Origin of the sequence: Novosphingobium mathurense (genome assembly GCF_900168325.1) — a bacterium.
Lineage (GTDB): Bacteria > Pseudomonadota > Alphaproteobacteria > Sphingomonadales > Sphingomonadaceae > Novosphingobium > Novosphingobium mathurense.
The window spans coordinates 807,965-833,756 of record NZ_FVZE01000001.1; the positions used below are offsets into that span (position 1 = coordinate 807,965).

The window sequence follows — 25,792 nt, forward strand, 5'->3', positions numbered from 1 at the left end:
GAATTCCCCGGCGCAACGATTGAGGATTTCAGCAATGGAAACCATCGATAAGCCTTGGGCCGGCCTGCCTGCGACTGGTCCACTTTTGCGGCCCAAGGCTGCAGCGGAATACCTCGGCTGTTCAGTCAGTGCCTACTATGCAAGCGCCGCTCGAGGAGAACTGCCGGCCTTTATCAAAATGGGCCGAGGACACTTCGGCAGCGTAGCAGTGCCGCGCCCTTGGCTCGATGCTGTGATTGCAGCCCGTGTGAACGGGGGTGCGATATAATGCTGCCCCCCGATCGCGACACACGCCAACGCCTGGAACGTGCCGTCGACGCCGAAAAGGCAATGCATAGGTCCGCAGCCGGTCTCGCTATTGCAATTGCAGATCTCAAATTGCGTCACGCGCAGTTTGCCTGGCTGGCGCCCTCCCATTGGCCCGAAGGAAGTCCGCAGCAATGCGAGGAGAGCGAGGAGCGCCACTATCGAGTGGCTGAGGCTCGAGAGGAGCTGGCCCGCGCAAAGATGGCCCTCAAAGAGCTGGAGTGCGGCGAATGACCTACATCGAACAAGCCCGCGCGGCCGTCGACGCTGTTACCGAGGCTCGAGCCGCAGTATCCGCAGCGGATGCAAAGCTTACGGAACTTCGACGCCTGGAACGAACGGAACAGGACGAACGGGAACAACTTCGCGCGGAAGAGGACGAAGCCGAGGCACTGCGTCAACTCGACGGCGACACGGCAGCCCCTGAAAACCGGCGACGTCTCAAGCGACTGGCAGAACTCGACAAATCAGTTCCAGCTCGAGCCGCGGCGATCCGGCTTCAACTTGGCAGACTCGGCACGGCCGCAGCGGAATTGCGCCAGGCACAGAATGCGCTGACCGCACCGGTTCTCCACGTCATCGCCGAATTGCAGCGGGACGCATCGGAATCCATTCGATCAATCCTGGCCCAGGCCGCACCGGAATTTTCCCGGCTTATCGCGGCAGAACAGATCCGAAATGCGCTGCTAGGCGACCGCTTTGCTGTTCCTGAAGGCTGCCCTGTTCCTATCGGGGGCCTGAAAATCGTGCGCACGTTCTCGGAGTCGCTTCCGGATCGCATCAAGGCACCTGAACTGACCGAAACCCTGCTTTTCGAAGCCGCCCACGCGGTCTCTTCCGAAATCATCAAACAGATCAAAGGATAACGATCATGGCAAAGCGAAGCGTTGTCGCACAGCACAAGATCATCACTTCGGACCCTGACGCGCCAGTCGTGTTTAGCGGTCAGTATACGAAGCAGGGCGAACCCATCCTGCGAAAGCAGGTGATCGAAATCGAGCCGCGAACGCTGTTCGAGATGGATGACACAGATCCCGACTTTAATCGTCTCATCGAAAGCGAGGCCATCCGCTTGGCGACCGATCTCGAAGCCGAATACGGCAAGACCTTCGATTGACAATGCGGACCCCGTATCAAATCGTCAGGCACCGGAAAGCCCGGTTCCATGCCGAGGCGAAGCGGGTTGCAATCGTTGAAATGGAGCCGAAGCAGCCCCAGTCCTGGAAGCACGACGCAGTTCTGCAATCTGCGATTTCCCACCTGGAAGCGCTGCCGGCTCCTTTACCGTCTCGGTTATATTGGAGAATTAGCCGATGAAGATCACCGGCTGGACTCAGTGGCAACGTATGCGCCGACGCGCACTGCGCGCAACTCCCGGAATCTCCTTGAGCCTAGGAAATCACATCGCGACACATGAGACGCGCTGCCGTGCCCGCATGGCTAAAGTCGTGGGGAAGGCGCAAGCTAAAGCAATTCGGCTAATCGTTTGCCGCGACCTTGAATTAGGACGCTATGGCGAGATTCAATTCCTCATCGTTTCCCGATTGGACCGAGAGACCCGCGAGGCATTCCATGGGATTCCGGAATTACTGTGGCCGATCGAACTTCGACCGTAGTCCAAAAAGAAACGGCGACCAACGTCGCCATTGCGTTGGTCGCCGTCCCGTCCGTCAATAGGAGTCAGCGGTATCTATATACCTCTCCATTGGCGGGAAAGCAATAAAGGTCCCGCATCGTGAAGACCGAATTTGACCAAATCCAGCCATTTGTCGCAGCGGGTTTCTCGCTCCATTGGCTGCATCCCAAACAGAAACGTCCGATCGGTGACGGCTGGTCACAGCGCGCGGTCGCGTCTCTTGCTGACCTTAAGGCGAGCTATCGGAACGATAACAACATCGGAGTGCGTCTAGGAGAGTTCTCGAAGGTCGCAGGCGGATTCCTCCATGTCCTGGACGTCGATATTCGCCGCGCCGGCGATGCCTCGTCAGCTTGGGAGACACTTCGCGAACTCTTCCCGGATGTCGATTTCGCCAGGCTGCCGACCGTCCAGTCAGGATCCGGTGGCGAATCTCGCCATATCTATTTCGTCACCGATAAGCCGTTTCAGTCGCGCAAACTCGCTACGTCTGGGCTGAAGTTTCAAGACGACAGCGGCGGCCACTGGACCTGGGAAATCGAACTCTTCGGCACCGGCAAGCAAGTCGCCATGCCTCCCAGCATCCATCCCTGCGGCAAGCCGTATCGCTGGGTGATCCCGTTCGATTTCGACGGCTTCGACAGCGATCCCGTCATCCCGTCCACCATGGTCGAAGTCGCCGGCGCAAAGGAAGATCTGTCCGAACCCTATGAGGATGACGGCGATGACGGCCGTGTCACAGACAGCGACGACGAAATTCGCGCCTGGCTCCGGAAGCTAGGCGATAAGCGATGGGACTACGATCACTGGAAAACGATCGGCATGGCCCTCCATCACCAGTACCGTGCCGGCGAACGCGGCCTCGAGATCTGGGACGAAATCTCGCGCGAGAAGCCGAAGTACAAGAAAGGCGAACCGCGGCGGAAATGGCGCACGTTCGGACGGAACAACCGTCGCCGGCCTGTGGGTTTCAAGACGATCGTAGGCTGGGCGGCTGAGGACTTTCAGGAATCCCAGACCGCTGCATTGCTACGTCAAATCGAGAATACCGATGAATTTGACGATCTGGACGAAATCGTAACCGGCGACTTTGACGAATTGCTGCAGTCCGCAGACGATGACCTGTCGTGCTTCGACACGCCTCCCGCTACAGATCCAATCATTGAACGACTGAACCGCAAACACGCGGTGGTCGCGCACAATGGTCGAACGCTCATCACGACGCTGCAGGATGACGATTCCATATCCTTCGGCACTATGGCCGACCTGAACACGCTTTACGCCAATGTCCGCCGTAAGATCCCAGGCGGAAAGGTCGAAAGATCAGAGCCAATTTCCGCTTACTGGGTCCGCCATAAGGATCGCGCGACCTATCAACGTCTCGCGTTTGACCCAGGCTCATCGCGCAAGGGTACGCTGAACCTGTGGCGTGGCTGGAACGTCGAACCGGACCCTTCGTCATCTTGCCGACTGTTTCTCGATCACGTTCGGAAAGTCGTTTGCCGAGGCAATTCGGACCATACCGCCTATGTTCTGGGCTGGCTGGCTCACCTAATCCAGCATCCTGCGGAAAAGCCCGGTGTCGCCCTTGTGCTCAGAGGTGGGAAGGGCGCTGGCAAAGACACAGTTGCCGAGTACATGGCGGCAGTGATCGGCCGGCAGCACGTTCCGACCGTAAGTCACGAGAATCACATTACCGGCAATTTCAACAAACGGTTGGAAGCTGCACTTTTGTTACATGTTCAGGAGGGTAGCTGGGCCGGCGACAAAAAGGCCGAAGGCGTCCTGAAATATCTCGTGACCTCCGACTTCGTTGAAATCGAGCGCAAAGGAATCGACTCCTTCACGCTTCCCAGCTTCCTGCGACTGTTCATCTCATCCAATGCCGAATGGGCTGTGCCTGCCAGCGCAGACGAAAGGCGTTGGGCCGTGTTCAATGTCAGTGATGCACGTTGCGGTGATGCCGAGTATTTCAAAGCCCTGCGCGCTGAAATGAAAGGGAAGGGGCCGGCTGCCCTGTTGGCCTGGCTGCAGGCCTACGATCTGTCGGACTTCAATGTCCGCAAGGCGCCTGACACTGAAGGCTTGCTTGACCAGAAACTGGCGTCATTGCGCAACGTGGAGGCATGGTGGCACGAAGTCCTGTCGGCAGGTGATCTGCCAGGCTATCTTGGCGACCCGGCCGACTGGCAGCGGGAGCCTGTCCGCATCTCTTGTGACGTGCTGCGCGGCAACTATGCGACCTGGATGAAATCGCGACGCTTTGACGGCGAAGCAGCGAATGATCGTCATTTCGGTCGACGCCTTCGCGCTATATGCGGCACCATTGAACAGGTGAGACCAGGAGGCTCGCCACGTCCGCCGCGGCAATACGTATTGCAGACCTTGGAAGATTGCAGGCACGAATTCAGCGAATGGATCGGCGGCCCTGTTGATTGGACCTAACCGGGCTTTCATTGGACCGCGCAGCCAGTTGTCTGGACCTAAGGAATCGCTGAATTCTGCCATTTATTGTGGTTCGGTCCAGTCAGTCCAATGAGTCCAATGAATAAATCCGTAGTTAGAAAACTTCACTGAGATTGCCCCCCATGGTAGCAACCGCGACTGACTTTCATCGATCGCGTGCAAAAATTCTCCCAGCAACTTTTTTCATTGGACTCATTGGACTGACTGGACCTGGCGCAGATTTCTGCGGGTTTCCGGGCGGAAGTTGTCTGGACCGTCATTGGACCAAGTCCAGTCATTGTCTGGACCGGTCTATTCCACGGGTCCCATCTGACCCATTTCGGCCGGGCGGGAGGCGCAGAGCCGCGTCATTCGAGCGATTTCAAATCGTGCTAAGGGGCATACCGCCTGTTTATTGCCGTGGAGCCGGGCTTCCCGCAATCGCTATTACAATGCTAAAGAATTGAATCAGAACAAATCGTACGGCAATCGATGAGCGGGGGCGTCGGTGGGTTTAAATAGAAGGCTGACATTGGCTCGGTCGAGGACAGATCTAAAGCGCAGTCGATTGTCAAAACATCGTCCGCTCAAGAATCGATCAATCTTTCGCAGAATAGCGGACGCTGTCAGGCGCCATGAAGAACTAGTTACCGCAGCTAGTGTCTTGGCAGGAACTTTGAGCGCTTTGGCAGCCTGCGTCGCATCCTATTTGACTTTGGAGCAAGTCATTCTGCTCAAGCGCGAACGTCAGACACAGTTCGATGTTGCTGACTACACTAATAAACAAACCGCAGTTCGGGCCGTGTTGCTAGCGGCGGCAGACTATGAAGACTCTGCGTTATGTTATGTAAACATTCGCCATTTAGAAAGCCAAGGTCGATCGCAAACAAGAGATAAATATCAAGATTGCAGCAGTCGAGTGATGGACTCTATAAGAAGGCTGGAATCTGCAATTAAATCTAATGTCCATGCGCTACCGCCAACATACAACTATGTTATGGTTAAGTATTTGGAAGAGGCGTCAACTTTCAATATGTGTGAATTTGAGAAGCCATTGGTAGGTAGCTCCGATTTTCCTAAATACCTAAAAGATGAATTTGATAATCGATGCACGCGCGACACCACTACAGCTTTCAATGATCTTATAAAGTTAGGAATCCGCCTAACTGAAGGCGCAGTGGAAGTCACAAATCCGGTGTCTGCCGTCCGGCGCTGAAAAAGAAAGCCCGGCACAGAGGCCGGGCGTAAGCAATTCAGATAATCAACCTTTTTACTAGATCTTACATTGCCTGTTCGGCGATAGCGGTCAGAAAGCCGATTTCGACTCCGCTCATATCCGACCCTCGCGGCATCGTGGCAATGATGCGCGTCACGAGAGGGATATTGCCAGTTTCCCGCGCCAGGCTAAGGCATTGGCCGGCATACTCGCGCCCTGTCGCGCAGTCCTTCACATAATCGTCGACGCGTTCCGGAGCCCAAAAGCTTTCAATCCCCGATGCGTTGCACGAGACGAACGGCAGCGCCTTAAATTCTTCGGTCATACAAGGTCCCCTATTGATAGCGAATCGATGCAATTGTTATTGCTTATTTGTAATCACTCGTCAATCGATCCGAGAATACGTCAACTCTAAGTTGACAACTCGCAAGTATAGTGACGGAAACGTGATTTCTTGGTATTATGGCTAGGTCAATTAGGAGCCATGCGAACCATGAAAACTAGTTCTGAAAATTATACCGAGCCGAAAGTGGTCACTGAACTTCGGGAAATGGGTCTGTTGCCGCCGAAGTCGGCAGCATCGGAGCAGGCCCCGAGCGGGGATCGAGTGATCGACGAAACCAAGGAGCTTGCCCGCAAGATGGGCCTAAAGGGTTTCGAACAATGACCCGGCCGCTATCTGAGCAACAGATCCGCGACGTCATTCGTGCCAATCCTGACGCTATCCGGAAAATCGCAATGGTCGACTCAAAGTCGGCCGTCGAACTGTCCCAACGCGTCACCGAAATCGTGTTCGAACATCCGGAAATCGTGAGCTCCATTGTAGCTGCAGGATTGAACCTGCCGCCGGCTGAAGTCGAAAAGATGGGAGCCATTCTGCGCTGGCTGGCAGCAGCCCGCATTTTCGCGATGACGCAAGGTGCCCATGCGCCGGAAACGCTCATCAGTGTAGGGCTCGAGGAATTTTCGGCACTCGCGTTTGACGGTGAGGCATCTGACAACCTCGCCAGGCTCATTTTCGGCAGTAGGACAGTCCAATGAGCAGTCGCCGCGATATCGACCTTGTCATTCGCGCCAAAGACGAAGCGAGCAAGGCATTCGAACGCGCCGGCGCGGCGATCGAGTCCCTAGTCAATCTGAACAGCAAGGCCGGAAGCAGTGCAACCGGCGCCGGCTCGAAGTTTGAGCAGATGGCGAATGCCGTTCTGTCGCTAGATAAAGCCATGGCGCAGGCATCGGGCCGTTATGACGCGGCAACTCAGGGCCTGGCGCGGCAGGCTTCCCAGATATCAGCGTACAATGGCCGACTGACGTCGCTTCGGTCTCAGATGGATTCTGCGACGAAGGCCGCGGAACGGTTGCAGGCCGCTATCGTTCAACAGACCTTGGATGGCGGCAACACTGCGCCGCTGGTCATGAAGCTGCAGGCCGTCCAATCGGAGATGGCGGCCCTTGAGGGTGAGACGCGTAAAGTCGAGCGCTCCCTTTCTACGGCGCAGTCGTCCTATACGCAGAATGCCGCGGCACTCACCGATGTCGAAACCGGACTTCGGTCACTCGGTGCCGCGTCGACGTTCGCCAGGGCTGAGGCCGATCAGGTCACGCGGTCGCTGGAGGCGCAGCAGCGCGTTGCCCGCCAAACCGCTTCCGTATTGCAGACCGTCAACCGGACAACCGGTGTTACACGCGACCGCGGCGACTATGACCAGTTGGTCGCACAGATTCAGGCGGCGGCCGATGCTGAGGAAGCCCGCACAGTCAAACTCGAGGCTGAAGCCGCGGCGATCGCTAAGGCGACGGCTGCACAGCGAGAGTTCAATAGTCTGCTTGATGCGGCATCAGGTAAATCCGCGCGCAGTTCAGCTTCCGTATTTATCGAGAATGGCCCGACCGATTTCGAGAAGCAGGCCGAAGCGATGCGCCTGGCAGAAGCTGCGGCGAAAGCCGAGGCCAACGAGATCGCGCGTCTGAAGGCAGAACTGAACCCGCTGCCGGTTATCGAGGCCAAGCTTGCGGCAGAAACCGAGAAACTGACCCGATGGCAGAAGCAGGGCGAAATCAGCGCAGAAGAGCAGGCGCAGGCCCTCAAATTGCTGCGCCAGGAAGCTGACCGGGCATCGAAAACGCTAGCGCGCCGGAACGGTACCAATTTCCTCGGTCTCGAGCCCTACCAGCTTCAGAATCTCAGTTTCCAGATAAACGACGTCTTTACTCAGATCGCTTCCGGAACATCGGTCACGCAGACACTGGCGCAGCAGGGTGGTCAAATCATCCAGATATTCCCGCGCGCCGGCGCCGCGATCGTTCGCGCGCTGACCAGTGCGCCGGTTCTCGCCATGGTGGCGGCCGTTGGCACATTGATCGTCGCTATCCGTGATGCCGCGTCCGAAGCTGAAAAGCTGCGCGCGATAGAGGGTGTCCTTACTGCCAGCGCAGACGGCACAAGCCATAACGCGGCGACTATCGTCGCTGCCGCGCAGGCACTGGACCGCTATGGCCTGTCCGCCGAAGATGCGTTGAAGTCGGTTCGCACCTTCCTGAAGGAAGGCGTTGACGATCGCCGAATGGAAGAGTTCGGCAAGGCTGCGGCGGACACTGCGCGGGTGCTTGGCGTCGACGCGACGCAGGCAGCCGAGGACGTCGCCAAGGCCTTCACAGGTGGATTTGAAGCCGTTCGCAAGCTGGACGATGCTCTAGGATTCCTGACTGCGGCGCAGCGCGAACAGATCAAGGCGCTTTTCGATGAAGGGCGTGCCGCCGAAGCGCGAAACATGGCATTAGGCATCTATTCTAAGAAAATGGATGAGGCCGCGGCGAAGATGCGCGGTCCATGGTCAGACGCCGCGCGTGAGCTTGGCAACGCCTGGAGCGAGTTCCTAGACCTCATTTCGAACAGCAAGCCGATTCAGTCGTTCGGTGACGCCTTGGCGCAACTGGGTAAGGATGCGGCGCAAGCCATTCGCGATATCCGCGGTGCGGCCACGGCCGGCGACCTCCAGCGTCAATTGCAGGCAGCGCAGGACATGGTTGCCAGCATCGAAAAGCAATTGGCAGATGCCAATCCGCTGACGCGAGGAGGGCTAGAGGCCAATCTGAGAGTTTACAAAGAGCAGGTCTCGGATCTTACGAAACAGATTGAAGCGCTCGGTAAGGCTGGCGCTGCGACCGGCGATCCGCTGCACATCGATCCGCAAAAAGCGACCAATGCAACCAAGGCGTTGCAAGCGGCCACGGCAGCAGCGAAGGAATTCAAGGACCAGACCCTTGAGCAGGTAAGGGCAACAGCACTTGATAAAGCGAACAGATACTTAGACGAAAACTTTAAGATTGCATCTGAGGTAGCCAAGGCGGAATATCGCAGGCAGGAAATCGCTGAGGCAACTGCTAAATGGATAAAGGCGCAGGCTGACGAAGCCAAACGTCTCGCCAATGAGCGCGAAAGCGAAATCCAGAAATTTAACAGCCGTGTCATCGGGGCCGAAGGTGGAGCGGCCGATAACCCGTTTTCATCTGCGACCGGTTTCGGGCAGTTCATCAAAGGCACCTGGCTGGAACAGTTCAGGAAAGTCTTTGCCGATGAGGCTGCGAAGCTATCGCAGGATCAGATCCTTGCGCTCAGGCAAAACGCGACCGTCGCTAAGGCCGTTATCGACAATTACGCTCGTGAAAATGCGAAATTCCTCGAGAGTTTCGGCGCCAAGGTCACCGCAGGCAATCTGTACCTCACGCACTTTCTAGGTGCAGCCGGGGCGAAGGCCGTGCTGACCGCGCCGGGTAACAAGCCGGTTGATCAACTTCTGCCGGCCGATGTCATCAAAGCCAATAAGGGCTATCTGACGACTAATGGCCGAGCCCGTACCGCATCGGAGCTCCAGACGTTCATTGCCGGCCGTATCGGTGACACTGGGGCACAGCAGACCGCCGGACAGCAGGCGATTGCCAAGCTGGAATCCGATCGCTTGGAAAAGCAGGCGAAGTTCAACCTCGCTGTGCAGCAGGAGAACGACGAGAGACAGCGCAACATCGCAGCGCTGACCGAGCAGAATTCGTTGCAGGATACGGCTTTGCTGGCAGCGCAGAAGAAAGCTGCCGTCGATAAGGCGGAAGCCGAATTGCGCGACAAGATCGCCCGCGTGAATGAAAATCTGAAGCCTGGTCAGGAGTTGCTAAACCTGACTGAGGAGCAGATCCAGAAAACCCGCGAACTGGCTGCGGCCGAATTCGACCTGCAGAACGCCCGGAATCAAACGCAGGCCCGACTCAATGAAGTGCAGCGGCCGGTTGATGACTTGGCGGCCCGCCGTGACGCACTGCGTCAGCAGATTGAAACTTACCGAGATCTCGGTAATTTCAGCCTTGCAGAGAGTCTGACGCCGCAACTCGAAAGCGTGAATTCGGAGCTCATCAAGGCGCTGGAGCGGTTGAAGGCGTTCTATGCGGGGCTGACTGACCTCGAGAAGGTTCAGCTAGGCATCACGTCAGATGGAATCGCGGCGATCACGACGCAAATTGAGATCGCGCAGCAGAAATCGTTCGAGTGGTTGACGTTCATGGGCATCAGCGGTCAGACGATCGCGCAGCAGTTCAGCCAGGGCGCCGCGTCTGCCATTGATAGTTTTGCCGAGGCCATTGCAGGCGGAGCCAATGCTTTCAGCTCACTCTGGGATGCGTTCCGTCAATTCGCGGCGAATTTCCTGCGCCAAATCGCGCAGATGATTGAACAACAGATCATTTTCAATCTCGTGTCCGGTCTGTTTTCCGCTGGCGCAAGTGCAGGCGGTGCCAATGTGACAGGCTCAACGGGAGCCTTTGCCGGTGTTAAGGCGCATAGCGGTGGCGTCATTGGCGACCCGTCGACCTATCGAGGCCAAACCGGTGTCGTTGACGTCAGTCCGGCATGGTTCCAGAACGCGATGCGTTATCACAGCGGCGGCATTGCTGGATTGAAGCCGGACGAAGTGCCGGCGATCCTGCAGCGTGGCGAGGAAGTCATCACGCGTGCCGATGCGCGTCACCGGGACAACGGTGGCGGCGGCTCTGGTCAGCAGCCCAAGATCAACATTGTGAACACGCTGGACCCTGGCGAATTCGTGTCGAAGGGACTCGGCAGCCGAGCCGGTGAGCAATCGATTCTGAATTTCATCCGGGACAACTCGGCCGCGGTGAAGCAGGCGTTGGGCTAAACCCCTCGAGCAAGGCGTATCCGAATTTAGGGCAGATTTTAGGGCACTGCGCCAAGCGTCTGAGAAAATCGTTATATTTCAAGGGCGCTTGGCGGACAGGGTGGGATTCGAACCCACGGTGAGCTTGCACCCACGGCGGTTTTCAAGACCGCTGCCTTAAACCACTCGGCCACCTGTCCGTCGGCAAACGCGCATAGAGCAATGTCCGGGGCTTGCAAGACCTTGCATGTCGCCGAATTGAATTTGGCTTGCGGTTACTGTCCACCGGATCGTGACGGACGGCATTTGCAACCGGCTCTGTTTGTGCGAGTTTCAGGAAGATGAAACGCGCATCGCTTCCAAAATCGTTCCTGTTCAAATGTCTTGCAGGTGCGCTCGTCGCCTTGCCGGTCTCGACGCCGACGGCGCTTCACGCGCAGCCGCAGGGTGAAAGTTTTTCGGCCTACCTTCAGACGGTTGCCGCTCATGCCCGGCGCGAGGGCGTCAGTGAGGCGACGATCTCGCGTACGCTTAGCGGGCTTACACCCAACCAGCGGGTCATCGAACTGGATACGGCGCAGCCCGGTCGCCAGTCGAGCCCGCCGCCGATGGCCCCCTATATTGCGCGGCATGTGGGTTCGAGCATCATCTCGCGTGGTCGCTCGCGCTATGCACAGCTCTCCGGTATCCTGCCGGCGATCGAGGCACGTTATGGCGTGCCGGCTCCGGTGCTGTTCGCCATCTGGGGCCACGAGACCAATTACGGCAGCTATGTCGGGGATTTCGACCTTGCGCGTTCGCTGGCGACACTGGCGTGGGAAGGGCGCAGGCGTGACCTGTTCGAGGGCGAGCTGGTCGCATTGCTCAAGATGATCGACCAGGGCGTGCCCAGCTACAAGCTGAAAGGCAGCTGGGCGGGCGCTTTCGGTTATCCGCAGTTCCTGCCGAGCGTATACCTGCGACTCGCGGTCGACGGCGATGGCGACGGCGATCGCGACATCTTCTCCAGCCCGGCCGACACGATTGCCTCGATTGCCAATTATTTCCGTGATGCGGGCTGGAGGCGAGGGCAGCCCTGGGGCGTGCGCGCTTCGATTCCCATTGGCGTCAACGTCGACGCCTACGCCAGCAAGCTTGCCGCACCGACTTGCGAACGGGTGCATGAGCGCCATTCGCAATGGAAGTCCGTCTCGGAGTGGCGCGCGTTGGGCATCGCCCCGCTGTCGCCGATAGGCAACGATGTCCTGGCATCGCTGTTCCAGCCCGATGGCCCGGGAACGCCCGCTTATCTGTTAACCGGGAATTATCGGGTCATCCTCCAGTACAACTGCTCGAACTACTACGCATTGTCCGTGGGGTTGCTTGCAGATGAGATTGCCCGTTAACCATGCCCTGCCGTTCGCGGCGCTGATACTGCTTGCCGGTTGCTCGACCGGTGGCAGCGACAGGCCAATGCCGGTGTCAGTGGCACCCGTGAATGGCCCCGCCGCCGACTATCCGGTTGTGGTGGGCGATCCGTTCACCATTGGCGACACCACCTGGACCCCGACGGACCAGATGAATTACGACGCGGTGGGCTATGCCGGCGTTGCCGGCAACGGCGCCGTCGGCTTCACTGCCGCGCACAAGACGCTGCCGCTTCCCAGCTATGCGGAAGTCACTTCGCTCGATACCGGCAAGACGATCCTCGTGCGCGTCGAGCGTCGCGGGCCGATGGTCAACGATACCCTGATGGAATTGTCACGCGATGCCGCAGCCGCACTGGGGATGACGCCAGGTCAACGCGGCGCCGTCCGTTTGCGCCGCACGAATCCGCCGGAAACCGACCGGGCGCTGCTGCGTCAGCACGAACTCGCGCCGGAGCGGATGGCAACCCCCGAAGCGTTGCTCATGGTGCTTCGCCGCAAGCTTGCCGATCAATCACCGCTGCTCACGCCGTCTTCGATGCCCACTGGTACCGGGTCGCAGACTACGCAAATGGACAGCCGCCCATCGCCAGCTTTGCCGACCCCGGCCCAACCGCTCAAGGCAACCTCACCAGTCAAACCCGCGCCGGAAGTGAACGCCGAACCCAAGGCGGCACCAGTCGCCAAGGGACATCATGTGGTGCAGGTCGCCGCGTTTTCGATCTCGGCGAGCGCGACGACGGTGGCTCGCAAGCTCAACGGCTTCGTTGCAGACTGCGGCGGGTTTTCGTGCGTGCGCATGGGGCCCTTCGCAAACCGTGCACAAGCTGCCGCGGCGCTGGAGAAGGCCCGGGCGGCAGGCTATAGCGACGCACGAATCCAGCGCGCGGACTGAACGGCGAGTCCAGACCCGCGCGCAGAGTGCCCCGGTGGCCGCGCGGGAGAATTCTGGTCTTGAAGTCGTTTCTGAAGTTTACCGTTTCAGCCATTGCCGGTGCAGTTCTTCTCACCGCTCCGGCGGTCGCACAGGCCCCCGCGCCGCCGCCCGAACTCGCCTCGATTCCCGTAAGCCTTCTGGTCGATATCGGCTCCGGGCAGGTGCTGGTCCAGCGCCGCCCGGACGTGCCATTCCTCCCGGCGTCCGTGACCAAGGTGATGACTGCCTTCGTCGCATTCGAGGAGATTGACGCCGGGCGCCTTCCGATTAACCGCAAGTTCCAGGTCCAGCCCGAAACGAGCCGTGAATGGTTCGCAAAAGGCACGACTATGTACCTGACTCCAAACGACCGACCGACGACCAAGGACTTGCTCCACGGCATCATGACTGCGTCGGCCAACGATGCGGCGATCGTCCTCGCACAAGGTTATGCGGGCAGCGTTGCCAAGTGGACGGCCAGGATGAACGCCGCGGCGAAAAGCCTGGGCATGAGCCGCAGTCACTACAACACGCCCAACGGCTGGATGGACGAAGGCCATACTTACGTCACTGCCAGCGACCTGGTGAAGCTGGCCGATGCGATGATCACGCGCCATCCGCAGCTCTACCGCGAGTTCTCCGGCCGCAAGCACTACTTCTGGCGCGATGTTGCGATGCGCAGCCACGATCCGACGGTGGGCGTCGTTCCGGGCGCGGACGGCATCAAGACCGGCTATACCCGCGAGGCCGGCTACAACTTCCTCGGCACCGCGCAGCGCGACGGTCGCCGCCTCGTGATGGTTCTTGCCGGCTCGCCGACCCACGTCATCCGGGACAAGGCCGCGCGCGACCTGCTCGAATGGGGCTTTTCCCAATGGCATGCGCGCCACCTGTTCGAACAGGGCCAGACCGTCATCGAAGCTCGGGTGCAGGATGGCGATGCCCGCGCGGTTCCTCTCGTAGCCAACCGAGAAGTTCATGCCACCGTGCCCAATGGCGATGCCAATGAGCCCATTTCGCTCTCCGTTCACTATCGCGGGCCGTTGCAGGCTCCCTTGCGCAAGGGCCAGCAGGTCGGCGAACTGGAGATCAAGGTCGGCAGTCTCGCCCCCGGCAAGATCCCGCTCTATGCAGGACGTGACATAGGCAAGGCCGGGCCTCTGGACAGGCTGTTGAACGGGATTATCAACCTCTTCTCATGACAGTTGGACGTTTCATTGCACTCGAGGGGGGGGAAGGGGCCGGCAAGTCGACGCAGGCTCGCCTGCTTGCCGAGGCTCTGCGCGAGCGCGGGCTGGAAGTCGTCACTACGCGTGAACCCGGAGGAACACCGGGCGCGGAGGCGATCCGTGAACTTCTGCTTCATGGTGAGGGCGATGGCTGGAACCCGCGTGCCGAAGCGTTGCTCTTTGCGGCGGCTCGTTCCGACCACGTCGAGAAGTTGATCCGTCCCGCCGTCGAGCGCGGTGCATGGGTCGTTTGCGACCGATTTCTGGATTCCAGCCGGGCCTATCAGGGTGGAGGTGGCGGATTGTCCGATGTGGACATTCGCGAATTGCACCGCATCGGCAGCGGAGGCCTCCTGCCGGATCTTACCGTGTTGATCGAAGTGTCGCCCAATGTCGCAAGCGCCCGGCTTGCCTTGCGTGACACCCAGGGAACCGACCGGATCGGGGGGCGTGACACCGCTTACCATGCCCGCGTCGCCGATGCTTTCGCCGCCTTTGCCGAGGCTGAAAGCGCCCGCTTTGCCCGCATCGATGGCGACGGGACGCCGCAGGATACGCACCAGCTGGTCCTGAATGCCCTTGTCCCCCTGCTGGACAAGCGGACATGAAGGCCGGAAAGCCCTTTATCGGCCAGGATTCCGCCTGGGAGGAATGGCTCGCCGCGATCTCGTCCGAACGCATGCATCATGCCTGGCTGCTGACGGGAGCCAAGGGGCTGGGCAAGCGCGCCTTTGCGCGTGCCGCCGCCGGTGAACTCGTGCGCGAACCGGGAGGCAAGCTTCCCGATGCCGATGCTCACCCGGATATCCATATCCTGGAGCACCTGCCTTCGAACGATGACGAGGCCAAGAAGAAGGCCGAAGGCAAGCCCTACCAGACCAAGCGCAACATCACGATCGACCAGATCCGGCAGATGCAGCAGCGCCTGACCACCCGCCCGACCTTGGGTGAGCGTCGGGCCATCATCATCAATCCGGCTGACGATCTGGAAAAGGGCGCCGTCAACGCCCTGCTAAAAAGCCTGGAGGAGCCGCCCGTCGGCACCTATTTCCTGCTCATCGCGCATCAACCGGGCCGCCTTCTCCCGACGGTGCGTTCGCGGTGCAGGATCCTCAGGTTTGCGCCGTTGACACCGGAGGAACTCGATGCGGTGATCCGCCGCGATGTCCCGCAGGCCAATGCCGAAGAGCGCCAGGCCGCGATCCTCGCATCGCATGGCTCGCCCGGCGTCGCGCTCAACTTCGTCGAGCAGGACCTTGGGAACATCCACCAGTTGATGATGCGCATCCTGCGCGAAGGCGATGCCGACTTCCACTTGCGCGGCGCCCTTGCCGAGGAAATGGGCGCACGCCCCCTGCGCGAGCGGCAACTGGCAACTCTCGAGCTTGCACGTGCCGTTCTGGCCAACGAACTGTCCACCGGTCCCCGCGATCGCCAGCTGCGGATTATCGAGGCGCACGGGACCCTGACGAAGCTCTCGACGCAAGCCCCGACCTACAATTTCGATGCCGGCCTCCTGATTATGGAAATTGGCGGGTTGCTGGCTTCCGCTGCGATGCCTAGAGAAGCGGCTCGCTAACAACACCTGAAGAGAAAGTGCGACGCCGCATGGGCGAGCCCTATTACGTCACCACCGCCATCAGCTATCCCAATGGCAAGCCGCATATCGGCCATGCCTACGAGGCAATCGCTACCGATGTCATAGCCCGCAACCGCAAGGCGGAAGGCTTCGACGTCCGGTTCCAGACAGGAACGGACGAACATGGCCTGAAGATGATGCAGAAGGCGCGCGACCTCGGCGTGACGCCGGCTGCGCTCTGTGATGAAATGTCGCAGTACTTCAAGGACATGTGCGATGCCTTGAACATCGGCTATGACGTCTTCATCCGGACCACGGAACCGCGCCATCATGAGGCGACGCAGGAACTGTGGCGCCGTATGGAGGCCAACGGAGACCTATACCTCGACCGCTACGAGGGCTGGTACTCGATCCGCGACGAAGCCTATTACGACGAGAGCGAACTTGTCGAAGGCGAGGGCGGTGAAAAGCTCTCGCCTCAGGGCACGCCGGTGGAATGGACCGTCGAGGAATCATGGTTCTTCCGCCTGTCGAAATATCAGGACAAGCTGCTGGCACTCTACAGTTCCGGTGACTTCATCCGGCCGGAAAGCCGCCGCAATGAAGTGGCGCGCTTCGTCGAAGGCGGTCTGCGCGACCTTTCGGTTTCGCGCACGAGCTTCGACTGGGGCATCAAGGTCCCCGGCAGCGAGAACCACGTCATGTACGTCTGGGTGGACGCCCTGACCAACTATCTGACCGGCCTCGGCTTTCCCGACGAAAGCGGTGACTATGCCAAGTATTGGCCGGCAAACCTGCATGTGATCGGCAAGGACATCGTCCGTTTCCATGCGATCTATTGGCCAGCCTTCCTGATGAGCGCCGGTGTACCGCTGCCGCGCCAGGTCTTCGGGCACGGCTTCCTGCTCAATCGCGGCCAGAAGGAATCGAAGTCGCTCGGCAACGTGACCGACCCGATCGGTCTGGCCGAGACGTTCGGCGTCGATGCCCTGCGCTACTTCCTCATGCGTGAAGTGGCATTTGGACAGGATGGCTCCTATTCACCCGAAGCGATCGTCACCCGCTGCAATGCCGAGCTGGCAAACAGCTTCGGCAACCTTGCGCAGCGCAGTCTCTCCATGATTTTCAAGAACATGGACGGCGTAGTTAAAGCAGGACTGCCGCAGAGCGAAGCCGACGCCACGCTGTTTGCAGCGGTCAAGGACGGCATCGCTGGCTTGCGCAAGAGCTTTACCGACCTTGCGTTCAGCGAGGGTCTGGAAAGCTGGATGCGCGCCGTGTTCGCCTGCAACCAGTACGTCGACGAGCAAGCCCCCTGGGCGCTGCGCAAGTCCGATCCCGAACGGATGGAAGCGGTTCTCATGGTGCTCTTCCAGGTCGTGCGCGATCTCGCGATCGCCGTGCGTCCTGTCGTGCCCACGGCGATCGACAAGCTGTTGGACCAGATGGGGCAGGGTGCCGATGCCCGCAACTACGAGGCCCTGGATTCTGCTGATTGGTTCACGGCGCTCACCGCGTCGGGCTACAAGGTGGACAAGCCGCAGGGTGTATTCCCGCGGCTCGAACTGCCTGAGGAAGCTGCAGCCTGATGCTGATCGATTCCCACTGTCATCTGGAATACGAAGGTCTCGTCGAAGATCAGCAGGGCATTCTGGAGCGCGCCCGGCAATCGGGCATTCGCGGATTCCTGAATATCTCCACCCGTCAGAGTGAATGGGACCGCGTGGTTTCCACCGCCGCGCGTGAGGATGACGTCTGGGCGTCGGTCGGCATTCACCCGCATGAAGCCGATCAGCATGCCGATCTGGGCGAGGGCGCTTTGCTCGAGGCGACCGGGCACCCCAAGGTCATCGCCATTGGCGAAACCGGGCTGGACTACTACTACGACAAGTCCGACCGCGCCGTGCAGCAGGACCTGTTTCGCACCCATATCGGCGTTGCGCGGCAGACCGGTCTGCCGCTCATAATCCATACCCGCGATGCGGAAGAAGATACGGTGCGCATCCTTGAAGAGGAAATGGGGAAGGGGGACTTTCCCGCCCTCATCCACTGCTTCACCGCTTCGGCCGATTTTGGCCGGAAGGTCCTCGACCTGGGCCTGACGATTTCACTCTCGGGCATCGTAACCTTCAAGAATGCCAGGGACTTGCAGGAGTTCGCGAAGGTTATTCCCCAGGACAGACTGCTGGTTGAAACCGACTCGCCGTTCTTGGCGCCCGTGCCGCATCGCGGCAGGAAGTGCGAACCGGCCTATACTGCCGACACGGCGCGCTTTGTGGCTGATCTGCGCGAAACTTCGCTTGAAGACCTCGCCTCAGCTACAACGCATAACTTCTTCTCACTGTTCAGGAAAGCGACGGCGTGAAGGCGATCATCCTTGGCAGCGGGACGTCGACCGGTGTTCCCCGGCTTGGGGGTGAACATGGTGCCGACTGGGGGCTTTGCGATCCCGACGAGCCCAAGAACCGCCGCACGCGGGTATCGGTACTGCTGGAAAGCGACTCGGGTGGACGCATTCTGATCGATACGCCTACCGATTTGCGCGCCCAACTCCTGGCCAACGACATTCATCGCATCGATGCGGTGTTCTGGACCCACGATCATGCCGATCACTGTCACGGCATCGATGACTTGCGGCCGCTTCGCTACGGCCGCGCCGGACCGATCCCGGGCTTTGCCGCATCAGAGACCGTCCGCCGCTTGCGCCAGCGCTTTGGCTACGTTTTTGCCGGTCAGCACGGCTATCCGACGCTCGTCAGCCTCGACAATCTCGACACCATCCGCCTGTGCGAAGGCTTTCGCGTCGATCACGTCCAGATGCCGCACGGACCAGCGCAATCGACCGGCTTTCGCTTTGACTGCGACGGTAAGACAATAAGTTACGCGACAGATTTAAGTGAGATCACCAAGGGAATGATCGATCTTTTCTACAGGTCCGACATCCTGATCGTCGATTGCCTGCGCCGCGAGCCGCATCCCACGCATGCCCATCTTGCCATGTCACTTGAACTCGCCGAAGCCTGCCGCGTCGGCTCTACGGTTCTCACGCATCTCGACAAGAGTATGGATTATGCGACACTTTCGGGGGAAGTTCCCGAAGGCGTTCAGGTGGCATACGACGGCATGGTGATATCCGCATGAACACGACGGCGATGATCATCTCGATCATTTCCGTGCTCGGCGCGCTGATCCTCGTGACAAGCAATGCGCGTTTCCGAGAGCTTGGATCGCGGCGCATGATCCGGCTTGGATGTATCTGGGCAGCCATCATCGTCGGCCTGATGCTGATCATTCAGCTGACGGGGCTGCGAATAGAGCAGTGAGCCTTTGGGAAGAACAACCGACATTCGGGCAGATTCTCACCGCTACTCCACGTCTTAATTTACATAAGATGTATTATCGTCTTCATTGATCGCCGAAGCCGGAACCGCAGATAATGACCGATACCCGCCACGCACACCTTGACCGCCTGCTATCGATCATGGCCCGGTTGCGTGATCCGCAAAATGGCTGCGAGTGGGATCGCGCCCAGAACTTCGCGACTATCGCTCCGTATACGATCGAGGAAGCTTACGAAGTTGCCGACGCCATCGAGCGCGAAGATCTCCAGGCCTTGCGTGACGAACTCGGCGACCTCCTGCTTCAGGTCGTCTTCCATTCGCGCATGGCTGAGGAAGACGGTCATTTCGCTTTCCCGGATGTCGCTGCCTCCATCGCCGACAAGCTGGAAGCGCGCCATCCCCATATCTTCGGCGATGATACTTCCGGCGATAGCCAGACAGATCGCTGGGAAAAGCTGAAGGCGCAGGAGCGTGCGGCCAAGGGAGCGGACAGCGCCGTTGCCGGTGTTGCCATGTCCCTGCCGGCACTTATGCGCGCGGAGAAGCTTCAGAAGCGCGCGGCTCGCGTTGGTTTCGACTGGCCCGATCCGAGCGGTGCGGCCGACAAGGTCCGCGAGGAAATGGATGAGCTGGCCGAGGCCTCCGAAGATCACAAGCTCGAGGAAGCCGGGGATCTGCTGTTTGCTGCCGTCAATCTGGTACGGCTCAACGGCATCGCTCCCGAGGAAGCCTTGCGCGCCGCCAATGCCAAGTTCGAGCGTCGGTTTCGCGCAATGGAGCAATTATCGGCTTCCGAAGGCAAGAATTTCAAGGACCTGGACCTCGAATCGCAGGAATCCTATTGGCAGTTGGTCAAGGTTTCAGAGCGCCTGAAATCGGCCTAGTTCACGTTCAGCCAAGCGCACCTGCAAGCGCAGCAGCGGGCCATCGATGCCCTCTCCCGCATCTTCTTCCGAAATCACTTCGCCGCGCGCGTGCAGGAATGCAAGGCGCTGGCCATCAGCAGCGGGAATCAGGAAGGAATAGACCTTGGAATCCGCGGTCAGCGCGTGGCCGACGACTTCCAGGAGGTTTTCGCAACCTTCCCCAGTGACCGCTGATATCGGGACAATCGCCTCATCCTCGCGGTGGGCGATGGCTTCTCGCAGCTTCTCGGCATGTTCCGGGCCGAGAAGGTCCCACTTGTTCCAGAGCTCGATGATCGGAATTCCGGGCTCAGCACCCTCTTCTGCATCTTCGCCAAGCTCTCCGCCGAGTACGCCAAGATCGCTCAGGACATCGAGAACCTGGCGCTTCTGGGCATCCGTGTCGGGATTGGCGATGTCGCGGACATGCAGGATCAGGTCGGCCGCCGTGACTTCCTCCAGCGTGGCCCGAAACGCCGCGACAAGCTGGGTCGGCAGGTCCGAGATGAAACCCACGGTGTCCGACAGGATCGCTTTATCGACACCCGGCAGGCGAATGGCGCGCATCGTCGGGTCGAGCGTTGCGAAGAGCAGGTCCTGCGCCATGACGCCAGCGCCGGTCAGGCGATTGAACAGGGTCGATTTGCCCGCGTTGGTGTAGCCGACCAGGGCGACGATCGGCCACGGAGCCTTCTCGCGACGATCCCGATGGAGCCCGCGCGTACGGCGGACCTGTTCGAGTTCACGCCGGATCTTCGCCATGCGGTCGCGGATCATGCGGCGGTCGGCCTCGATCTGCGTTTCGCCGGGGCCGCCCAGGAAGCCGAAGCCGCCGCGTTGCCGCTCAAGGTGGGTCCAACTGCGCACGAGGCGTCCGGCCTGGTAATCGAGGTGTGCCAGTTCGACCTGCAGTCGTCCTTCGGCCGTCGCCGCGCGCTCGCCAAAAATCTCGAGGATCAGGCCCGTACGGTCGATTACCTTGCGCTTGAGCTTCTCTTCGAGGTTGCGTTGCTGGATCGCCGACAAGGAACCGTCGACGATGATCAGTTCGGCCTCGTTCAGTTCACAGGCCGTTCCGATATTCTGGATCTGGCCTTCACCGAACAAGGTGCCGGCGCGCGGTTCGCGAATCGGAATCGCCACGGCGTCAGCAACAACGAGGCCGATCGCCAGTGCGAGGCCCTTGGCTTCTTCAAGACGCGCTTCGGGGTCGAGATCCCCCTTCCCTCGCATCTGCGGATATACGACGAGGGCACGCGCGCCGCGCGTGACCTCGCCCTTGAGTTCGTCGTTCAATTCAGTTCAGCTTCACGCTCAATCTTCGGCTTCTTCTTCATGCGCCTGAAGATCGACCGGAGTCACGGGCTGAATCGTCGAAACGGCATGCTTGTAGGCCAGCTGCACATAGCCTTCACGTTCGAGCAGCATGCAGAACAGGTCGTATGCAGCAACGCGGCCCTGCAGCATGACGCCGTTGATCAGGAACATCGTGACCTGAACGCCGGCGCTACGGATGCTGGAGAGGAACACGTCCTGCAGGACGCGAGTCTTCTTGGACGCATCGCCACCACTGGCGAACTGGGCGGCATCGACCGGGGTCGAGGGCATGATCGTGGAGATCGCGTGCTTGTATACGAGCTGCGACTGGCCATCGCGGCGCAGCAGGATCGAGAAGTTGTCGAACCAGGTGACGATGCCCTGAAGCTTCACGCCCTTGACCAGGAACATGGTGACCGGAGTCTTGTTCTTACGCAAAAGATTGAGGAACTGATCCTGAAGATTCTGCCCCTTGCCTGCGGAAGTTCCCGCCGTGACGGGGGGCTTCGCCGGTTCGGCAGTTGCTGCCGCCGCAGGTTTGGTTCGCGCAGTAAGCGTACGTCCAGCCATGTATTTGCTCCATCTTTTTGGCGGCCGCTAATGCGGTCCGCGATCTGGCCGTGGGAACCCCACGACCGTTACCGAATCAAAACCTACCGAGCTGCTGCAGTGCAGTAAATGCGAAAAAATATGTCAGGGCTATTACATTTCGTCCTCTGGATCGCCCTCTCGCCGCTCGGACATGCCGAGCAATTTGAGTTTGCGGTGCAGAGCCGACCGCTCCATGCCGATGAACGAAGCCGTCTTCGAGATGTTCCCCGAAAAGCGCCGGATCTGAACTTTCAGGTACTCGCGCTCGAAGCTCTCGCGGGCTTCGCGCAAGGGCGCGCTCATCATGACTGACACGCCGGCATCGCCTTGCGAGCGGTTGTTGAAAATTTCGGGAGGCAGCATGTCCACCTCGATCGTCTCGAGTTTTTCACGCGGTGCCATGATGACCGTACGCTCGACCACGTTTCGCAACTGGCGCACGTTACCCGGCCACTCATAAGCCTGCAGTGCCGTCATCGCCTCGCCGCTCACTCTTGGCGGCGGCACCCCCTGCTCATTGGCGTAACGGGCGAAGAAGTGATCGATGAGCGCTGGAATGTCGTCGCGACGCTCGCGAAGGGCCGGGATCGTCACCGGCACCACGTTGAGACGGTAGAAAAGGTCTTCGCGGAACCGACGATCGGCGATCTCCTTCTCCAGATCGCGCGAGGTTGAGGAGACGACGCGCACGTCCACCCGAATTTGCCGCGAACCGCCGACGCGCACGAACGCCTGATCGGTCAGGACCCGCAAGATGCGCGCCTGGGTCGAGAGCGGCATGTCGGAGACTTCGTCGAGGTAGAGTGTGCCTCCGTCCGCGGTTTCGAGAAGGCCGGGACGGACGAGCGCACCATCCGCTTCCTCTCCGAACAGTTCCTGCTCGAAGCGCTCAGGGGTGATGCGGGCCGAGTTGACGCTGACGAAGGCATTGCTTGCGCGCGGGCTCCAGGCGTGAAGCAGGCGTGCGGCGACTTCCTTGCCCGATCCAGCCGGCCCCGTAATCAGCAGGCGGCTGCCGGTGTTGGCCACGCGCTTGAGGGTCGCCCTCACCTGGTTGATGGCGCTGCTCGAACCGGTGAATTCCTCACCCGTCGGGAAATCCTGCTTGAGCTGCGCGTTCTCCCGCCGCAGCCGTTCGGTCTCGGTCGCGCGTCCGACGAGGTGAAGTAGCTTTTCCGCTTCGAAGGGCTTCTCGATGAAATCGACAGCGCCCCGACTGATCGCTGCAACCGCTGTGTCGATATTGCCGTGGCCGGAGAAAATGATGACCGGAAGCTCCGGCTCACGCAGTTTGATCGCATCGAGCACCTCGAGCCCGTCCATCGGGCTCCCGTGGAGCCAGACGTCCAGCAGGACCAGCGAAGGCCTGCGAGCGTCGATCGCCGCCAGAGCCGATTCACTGTCGCCCGCCGTGCGACATTCATAACCTTCGTCGCTGAGCACGCCTGCGACCAGTTCGCGGATATCGCGTTCGTCGTCGACGATCAGGATTTCGAGAGCCATGATAGATTCTTCTTTGTTTGTTTGAACTTGGGAAGATGATTTGATGCCGTCACTCAGCCGCCTCCGGCTTGCGGCTCTGCGCGAGAGGATCGGTCGCGAAGCGCATGGTGACAGTCGTTCCGCCACCCTCGGTCGGCATGAACTGCATGTCTCCGCCGTGTTCCTCGATAATCTTGTTCACGATGGCGAGGCCAAGGCCGGTGCCCTTCTCCCGCGTCGTGACGTAAGGTTCGATGATGCGTTCGCGGTCCTGCGAAAGACCGACGCCGTTGTCGGCTACCCGTACGACGATTGAACTGCTATCGGCAGTTACCGCCACAGCCACTTTGCCCTGCCAACCTTCAGGTGCATCCTTCGTTTTGGATTCAATGGCTTCAACCGCATTTTTGAGCACGTTCGTCATTGCCTGTCCGAACTGGTGGCGGTCACAATCGATGGTTCCGATGCCCGGATCGCTCGAGAACGAGAACTGGATGTCGGGGCGGGCGATCTCCTGCAGGAAGAGCGCCTGGCGGGTGAGTGCGACCGGATCCTCGGCGCGGAACACGGGCTTGGGCAACCGCGCAAAGGACGAGAACTCGTCGACCATCTTGCGCAAGTCACCGACCTGACGGATGATCGTCCTCGTCAGATCCTCAAAAAGCTCTGGATTATCAACTATCTGCTTTCGATATCTGCGGCTAAGTCTCTCTGTGGCCAATTGGATTGGCGTGAGCGGATTCTTGATCTCGTGCGCGATGCGGCGCGCGACATCGGACCACGCTGCAGTCCGCTGATCGAGCAGCTGGCGGGTGATATCCTCGAAGGTAATGACGTGGCCGGTGGCATCGCGGCTCGTCTTGACGGCGAGGGTAAGCAGTTCGCCGTTGCGATTGTACTGCACGATCCCGGCGGCACCGCCCGCCTCCACCAGATCTGCAAGGCTCGGGGCCAGGTCAGCAAGCGCCATGCCCTCAGGCACCTGCTCATCGCGATCGGTCAGAAGCTTGAGCGCCATGCTGTTCATCAGCAGGATGCGATTGCGCTCGTCGAGCGAGATGATCCCCGAAGTCACGGACTCAAGAACCGCCTCGATGAACACACGCCGTTCGTGAAGCTGGCGGTTGACGCCGAGCAGCGCCTGCGTCTGTTTCTCGATTTGTGCGGTCATGCGGTTGAACGCGCGGTTCAGCAGGCCGATTTCATCGGCACCCGTACGCCCTTCAATTCGCAGCGAAAAATTGCCGCTCCCGACACTTCGGGCCGCGTCCACCAGTTCGTAAAGCGGCTTGACCTGGCGGTCGGCGAATCTGAGCGCAAACCACACGGCAAGCCCAACCAGTGCGAGCGAGGCAACGAACAGGGCCACGTTGAAGCGCAATTGCAGAACGCGGGCTCGATTGGAGAGGACCTCGTAGGCCTGGACGATGTTCTCTGCATGCTGGCCCTGGCTCAACGAGACGAGGTCGTTGCTTCGGGCCGCATAAAGATAGACGCCGGAATCGCGTTCGATGGGAACGACCGCGACGATCTTGTTGGCGTTCGAGGTCACCACCATCGGCTCGCCCTTTTCGAGCCGTTGCAGGACGTCCTCGCCAATCCGCTTGTCCTCGGAATTGCCCTCCGGATCGACGATGATCGGCGTGCGCTGGTTACCGTCGGGGCCCACCTGGATGATCGCCGAAAGGCTGAGATTACGGCGATAGACCTGATCCGCATAGAACGCCTGGAACGCCGGGCTGGCGATGGGATACTGGCTGAGCATCGTGCGCGCATCTTCGGCCATCGCCACGGATTCGTAGCCTACGTCGCGCTGGGTCTGCTCGTAATAGCCTCTGGCCAGCTTGTTCGCGTTCTCCAGCAGGCCGCGAGAGCTGTCCGAAAACCAGAACTCGACGCCCGACTGGAACAGCCAGGAGGCGAACACCACGACGAGAAGGGTCGGGACGGCCGAAATCAACGAAAAGATGAACACGAGCCGCACGTGCATGCGCCCGGTCCCGCCGATATGCTCTGCTGCCCGCCTCAGGGCCATGCGACGGCCCAGCAGGACCAGGATCGCCATGGCCGGGACCAGCGTGCCGATCAGCAACGAGGCGGTGATGTTGGACGGCAGGAGCTGCCCTTTGTCTGCACCGTTGTTCAGGGCAAACCAGGTGGTGGCCGTCATGATCAGGAATGCTACGACGGAGAGCACCTCCATCATGGCGAAAAAGTTCGCCCGGCGCGCCGTGACTTGCATTCGACGCCACCAGCGAGGC

At 59.9% G+C, this 25,792-nt stretch carries 23 protein-coding genes and 1 tRNA gene; 18 read left to right on the forward strand and 6 right to left on the reverse strand.

Annotation, left to right across the window (positions count from 1 at the left end; genetic code table 11):
- Positions 1-536 precede the first annotated feature (536 nt).
- The 5 genes from B5483_RS03905 (at position 537) to B5483_RS22775 (ending at position 5,603) form a co-directional block, all read left to right on the forward strand.
- Positions 537-1,172 (forward strand): hypothetical protein, encoded by a 636-nt coding sequence (locus tag B5483_RS03905; RefSeq protein WP_079729510.1) that lies wholly within the window; start codon positions 537-539, stop codon positions 1,170-1,172.
- Between the two features lie 5 nt (positions 1,173-1,177).
- Positions 1,178-1,423, forward strand: a complete 246-nt coding sequence (locus tag B5483_RS03910; protein ID WP_079729511.1) for a hypothetical protein — start codon at positions 1,178-1,180, stop codon at positions 1,421-1,423.
- Positions 1,424-1,619: 196 nt separating this feature from the next.
- The gene (locus B5483_RS22770) at positions 1,620-1,922 is read left to right on the forward strand and encodes a hypothetical protein (protein ID WP_139383896.1); all 303 of its coding nucleotides are present in this window, start codon (positions 1,620-1,622) and stop codon (positions 1,920-1,922) included.
- 119 nt (positions 1,923-2,041) lie between these two features.
- Complete coding sequence (locus B5483_RS03920; RefSeq protein ID WP_079729513.1) at positions 2,042-4,387, forward strand: bifunctional DNA primase/polymerase; 2,346 nt, start codon at positions 2,042-2,044, stop codon at positions 4,385-4,387.
- A gap of 664 nt (positions 4,388-5,051) precedes the next feature.
- The gene (locus B5483_RS22775) at positions 5,052-5,603 is read left to right on the forward strand and encodes a hypothetical protein (RefSeq protein ID WP_139383897.1); all 552 of its coding nucleotides are present in this window, start codon (positions 5,052-5,054) and stop codon (positions 5,601-5,603) included.
- 64 nt (positions 5,604-5,667) lie between these two features.
- Here B5483_RS22775 and B5483_RS03925 read toward each other — a convergent pair whose 3' ends face one another.
- Entirely contained in the window at positions 5,668-5,928 is a 261-nt protein-coding gene (locus B5483_RS03925) for a hypothetical protein (RefSeq protein WP_079729514.1), read from the reverse strand.
- Between the two features lie 159 nt (positions 5,929-6,087).
- Here B5483_RS03925 and B5483_RS23115 point away from each other — a divergent pair, with 159 nt between their 5' ends.
- From B5483_RS23115 to B5483_RS03935, 3 genes are read left to right on the forward strand one after another with little or no spacing between them, the layout of a single operon-like run.
- Positions 6,088-6,270, forward strand: a complete 183-nt coding sequence (locus B5483_RS23115) for a hypothetical protein (protein WP_176167941.1) — start codon at positions 6,088-6,090, stop codon at positions 6,268-6,270.
- On the forward strand, positions 6,267-6,644 hold the full coding sequence (locus tag B5483_RS03930; RefSeq protein ID WP_139383898.1) for a hypothetical protein: 378 nt from the start codon (positions 6,267-6,269) through the stop codon (positions 6,642-6,644). Before B5483_RS23115 ends, B5483_RS03930 begins: the two co-directional genes overlap by 4 nt.
- Positions 6,641-10,786: a phage tail length tape measure family protein gene (locus B5483_RS03935; RefSeq protein ID WP_079729516.1), complete on the forward strand. Its 4,146-nt coding sequence runs from the start codon at positions 6,641-6,643 to the stop codon at positions 10,784-10,786. Before B5483_RS03930 ends, B5483_RS03935 begins: the two co-directional genes overlap by 4 nt.
- Before the next feature lie 89 nt (positions 10,787-10,875).
- Here the strand turns inward: B5483_RS03935 and B5483_RS03940 are convergent.
- Positions 10,876-10,965, reverse strand: a tRNA-Ser gene (locus B5483_RS03940).
- A gap of 141 nt (positions 10,966-11,106) precedes the next feature.
- Between B5483_RS03940 and B5483_RS03945 the strand changes: the two genes are divergently transcribed.
- From B5483_RS03945 to mazG, 10 genes are all read left to right on the forward strand, one after another.
- On the forward strand, positions 11,107-12,150 hold the full coding sequence (locus tag B5483_RS03945) for a lytic murein transglycosylase (protein WP_079729517.1): 1,044 nt from the start codon (positions 11,107-11,109) through the stop codon (positions 12,148-12,150).
- Positions 12,140-13,066 (forward strand): septal ring lytic transglycosylase RlpA family protein, encoded by a 927-nt coding sequence (locus B5483_RS03950; RefSeq protein ID WP_245828846.1) that lies wholly within the window; start codon positions 12,140-12,142, stop codon positions 13,064-13,066. The genes B5483_RS03945 and B5483_RS03950 overlap by 11 nt, the downstream gene beginning before the upstream one ends.
- A gap of 59 nt (positions 13,067-13,125) precedes the next feature.
- Positions 13,126-14,289, forward strand: coding sequence for a D-alanyl-D-alanine carboxypeptidase family protein (locus tag B5483_RS03955; RefSeq protein ID WP_079729519.1), 1,164 nt, complete (start codon positions 13,126-13,128; stop codon positions 14,287-14,289).
- Positions 14,286-14,924, forward strand: a complete 639-nt coding sequence (gene tmk / locus B5483_RS03960; protein WP_079729520.1) for a dTMP kinase — start codon at positions 14,286-14,288, stop codon at positions 14,922-14,924. The genes B5483_RS03955 and tmk overlap by 4 nt, the downstream gene beginning before the upstream one ends.
- Positions 14,921-15,895 carry a DNA polymerase III subunit delta' gene (locus B5483_RS03965; protein WP_054948425.1) on the forward strand — a complete coding sequence of 325 codons (975 nt, stop codon included), beginning with the start codon at positions 14,921-14,923 and terminating at the stop codon, positions 15,893-15,895. Before tmk ends, B5483_RS03965 begins: the two co-directional genes overlap by 4 nt.
- Before the next feature lie 29 nt (positions 15,896-15,924).
- A complete protein-coding gene (metG, locus tag B5483_RS03970) occupies positions 15,925-17,484 on the forward strand; it encodes a methionine--tRNA ligase (protein WP_079729521.1) in 1,560 nt (519 codons plus the stop codon).
- Complete coding sequence (locus B5483_RS03975; RefSeq protein WP_054948427.1) at positions 17,484-18,260, forward strand: TatD family hydrolase; 777 nt, start codon at positions 17,484-17,486, stop codon at positions 18,258-18,260. Before metG ends, B5483_RS03975 begins: the two co-directional genes overlap by 1 nt.
- The gene (locus B5483_RS03980) at positions 18,257-19,036 is read left to right on the forward strand and encodes an MBL fold metallo-hydrolase (RefSeq protein ID WP_079729522.1); all 780 of its coding nucleotides are present in this window, start codon (positions 18,257-18,259) and stop codon (positions 19,034-19,036) included. Before B5483_RS03975 ends, B5483_RS03980 begins: the two co-directional genes overlap by 4 nt.
- Positions 19,033-19,218, forward strand: coding sequence for a hypothetical protein (locus B5483_RS03985; RefSeq protein ID WP_054948429.1), 186 nt, complete (start codon positions 19,033-19,035; stop codon positions 19,216-19,218). Before B5483_RS03980 ends, B5483_RS03985 begins: the two co-directional genes overlap by 4 nt.
- Positions 19,219-19,331: 113 nt before the next feature.
- Complete coding sequence (gene mazG, locus B5483_RS03990; RefSeq protein WP_079729523.1) at positions 19,332-20,120, forward strand: nucleoside triphosphate pyrophosphohydrolase; 789 nt, start codon at positions 19,332-19,334, stop codon at positions 20,118-20,120.
- On the opposite strand, the gene hflX is transcribed toward mazG, so the two are convergent.
- From hflX to B5483_RS04010, 4 genes are all read right to left on the reverse strand, one after another.
- Positions 20,097-21,437 carry a GTPase HflX gene (hflX, locus tag B5483_RS03995; RefSeq protein ID WP_079729524.1) on the reverse strand — a complete coding sequence of 447 codons (1,341 nt, stop codon included), beginning with the start codon at positions 21,435-21,437 and terminating at the stop codon, positions 20,097-20,099. The two genes, mazG and hflX, sit on opposite strands and share 24 nt — an antisense overlap.
- Before the next feature lie 18 nt (positions 21,438-21,455).
- Positions 21,456-22,028: an RNA chaperone Hfq gene (hfq, locus tag B5483_RS04000; RefSeq protein ID WP_079729525.1), complete on the reverse strand. Its 573-nt coding sequence runs from the start codon at positions 22,026-22,028 to the stop codon at positions 21,456-21,458.
- A 132-nt stretch (positions 22,029-22,160) separates the two neighbouring features.
- Positions 22,161-23,552 (reverse strand): nitrogen assimilation response regulator NtrX, encoded by a 1,392-nt coding sequence (ntrX, locus tag B5483_RS04005; protein ID WP_054944410.1) that lies wholly within the window; start codon positions 23,550-23,552, stop codon positions 22,161-22,163.
- A 49-nt stretch (positions 23,553-23,601) separates the two neighbouring features.
- The gene (locus tag B5483_RS04010; RefSeq protein ID WP_079729866.1) at positions 23,602-25,773 is read right to left on the reverse strand and encodes a sensor histidine kinase; all 2,172 of its coding nucleotides are present in this window, start codon (positions 25,771-25,773) and stop codon (positions 23,602-23,604) included.
- Between the last annotated feature and the right edge of the window lie 19 nt (positions 25,774-25,792).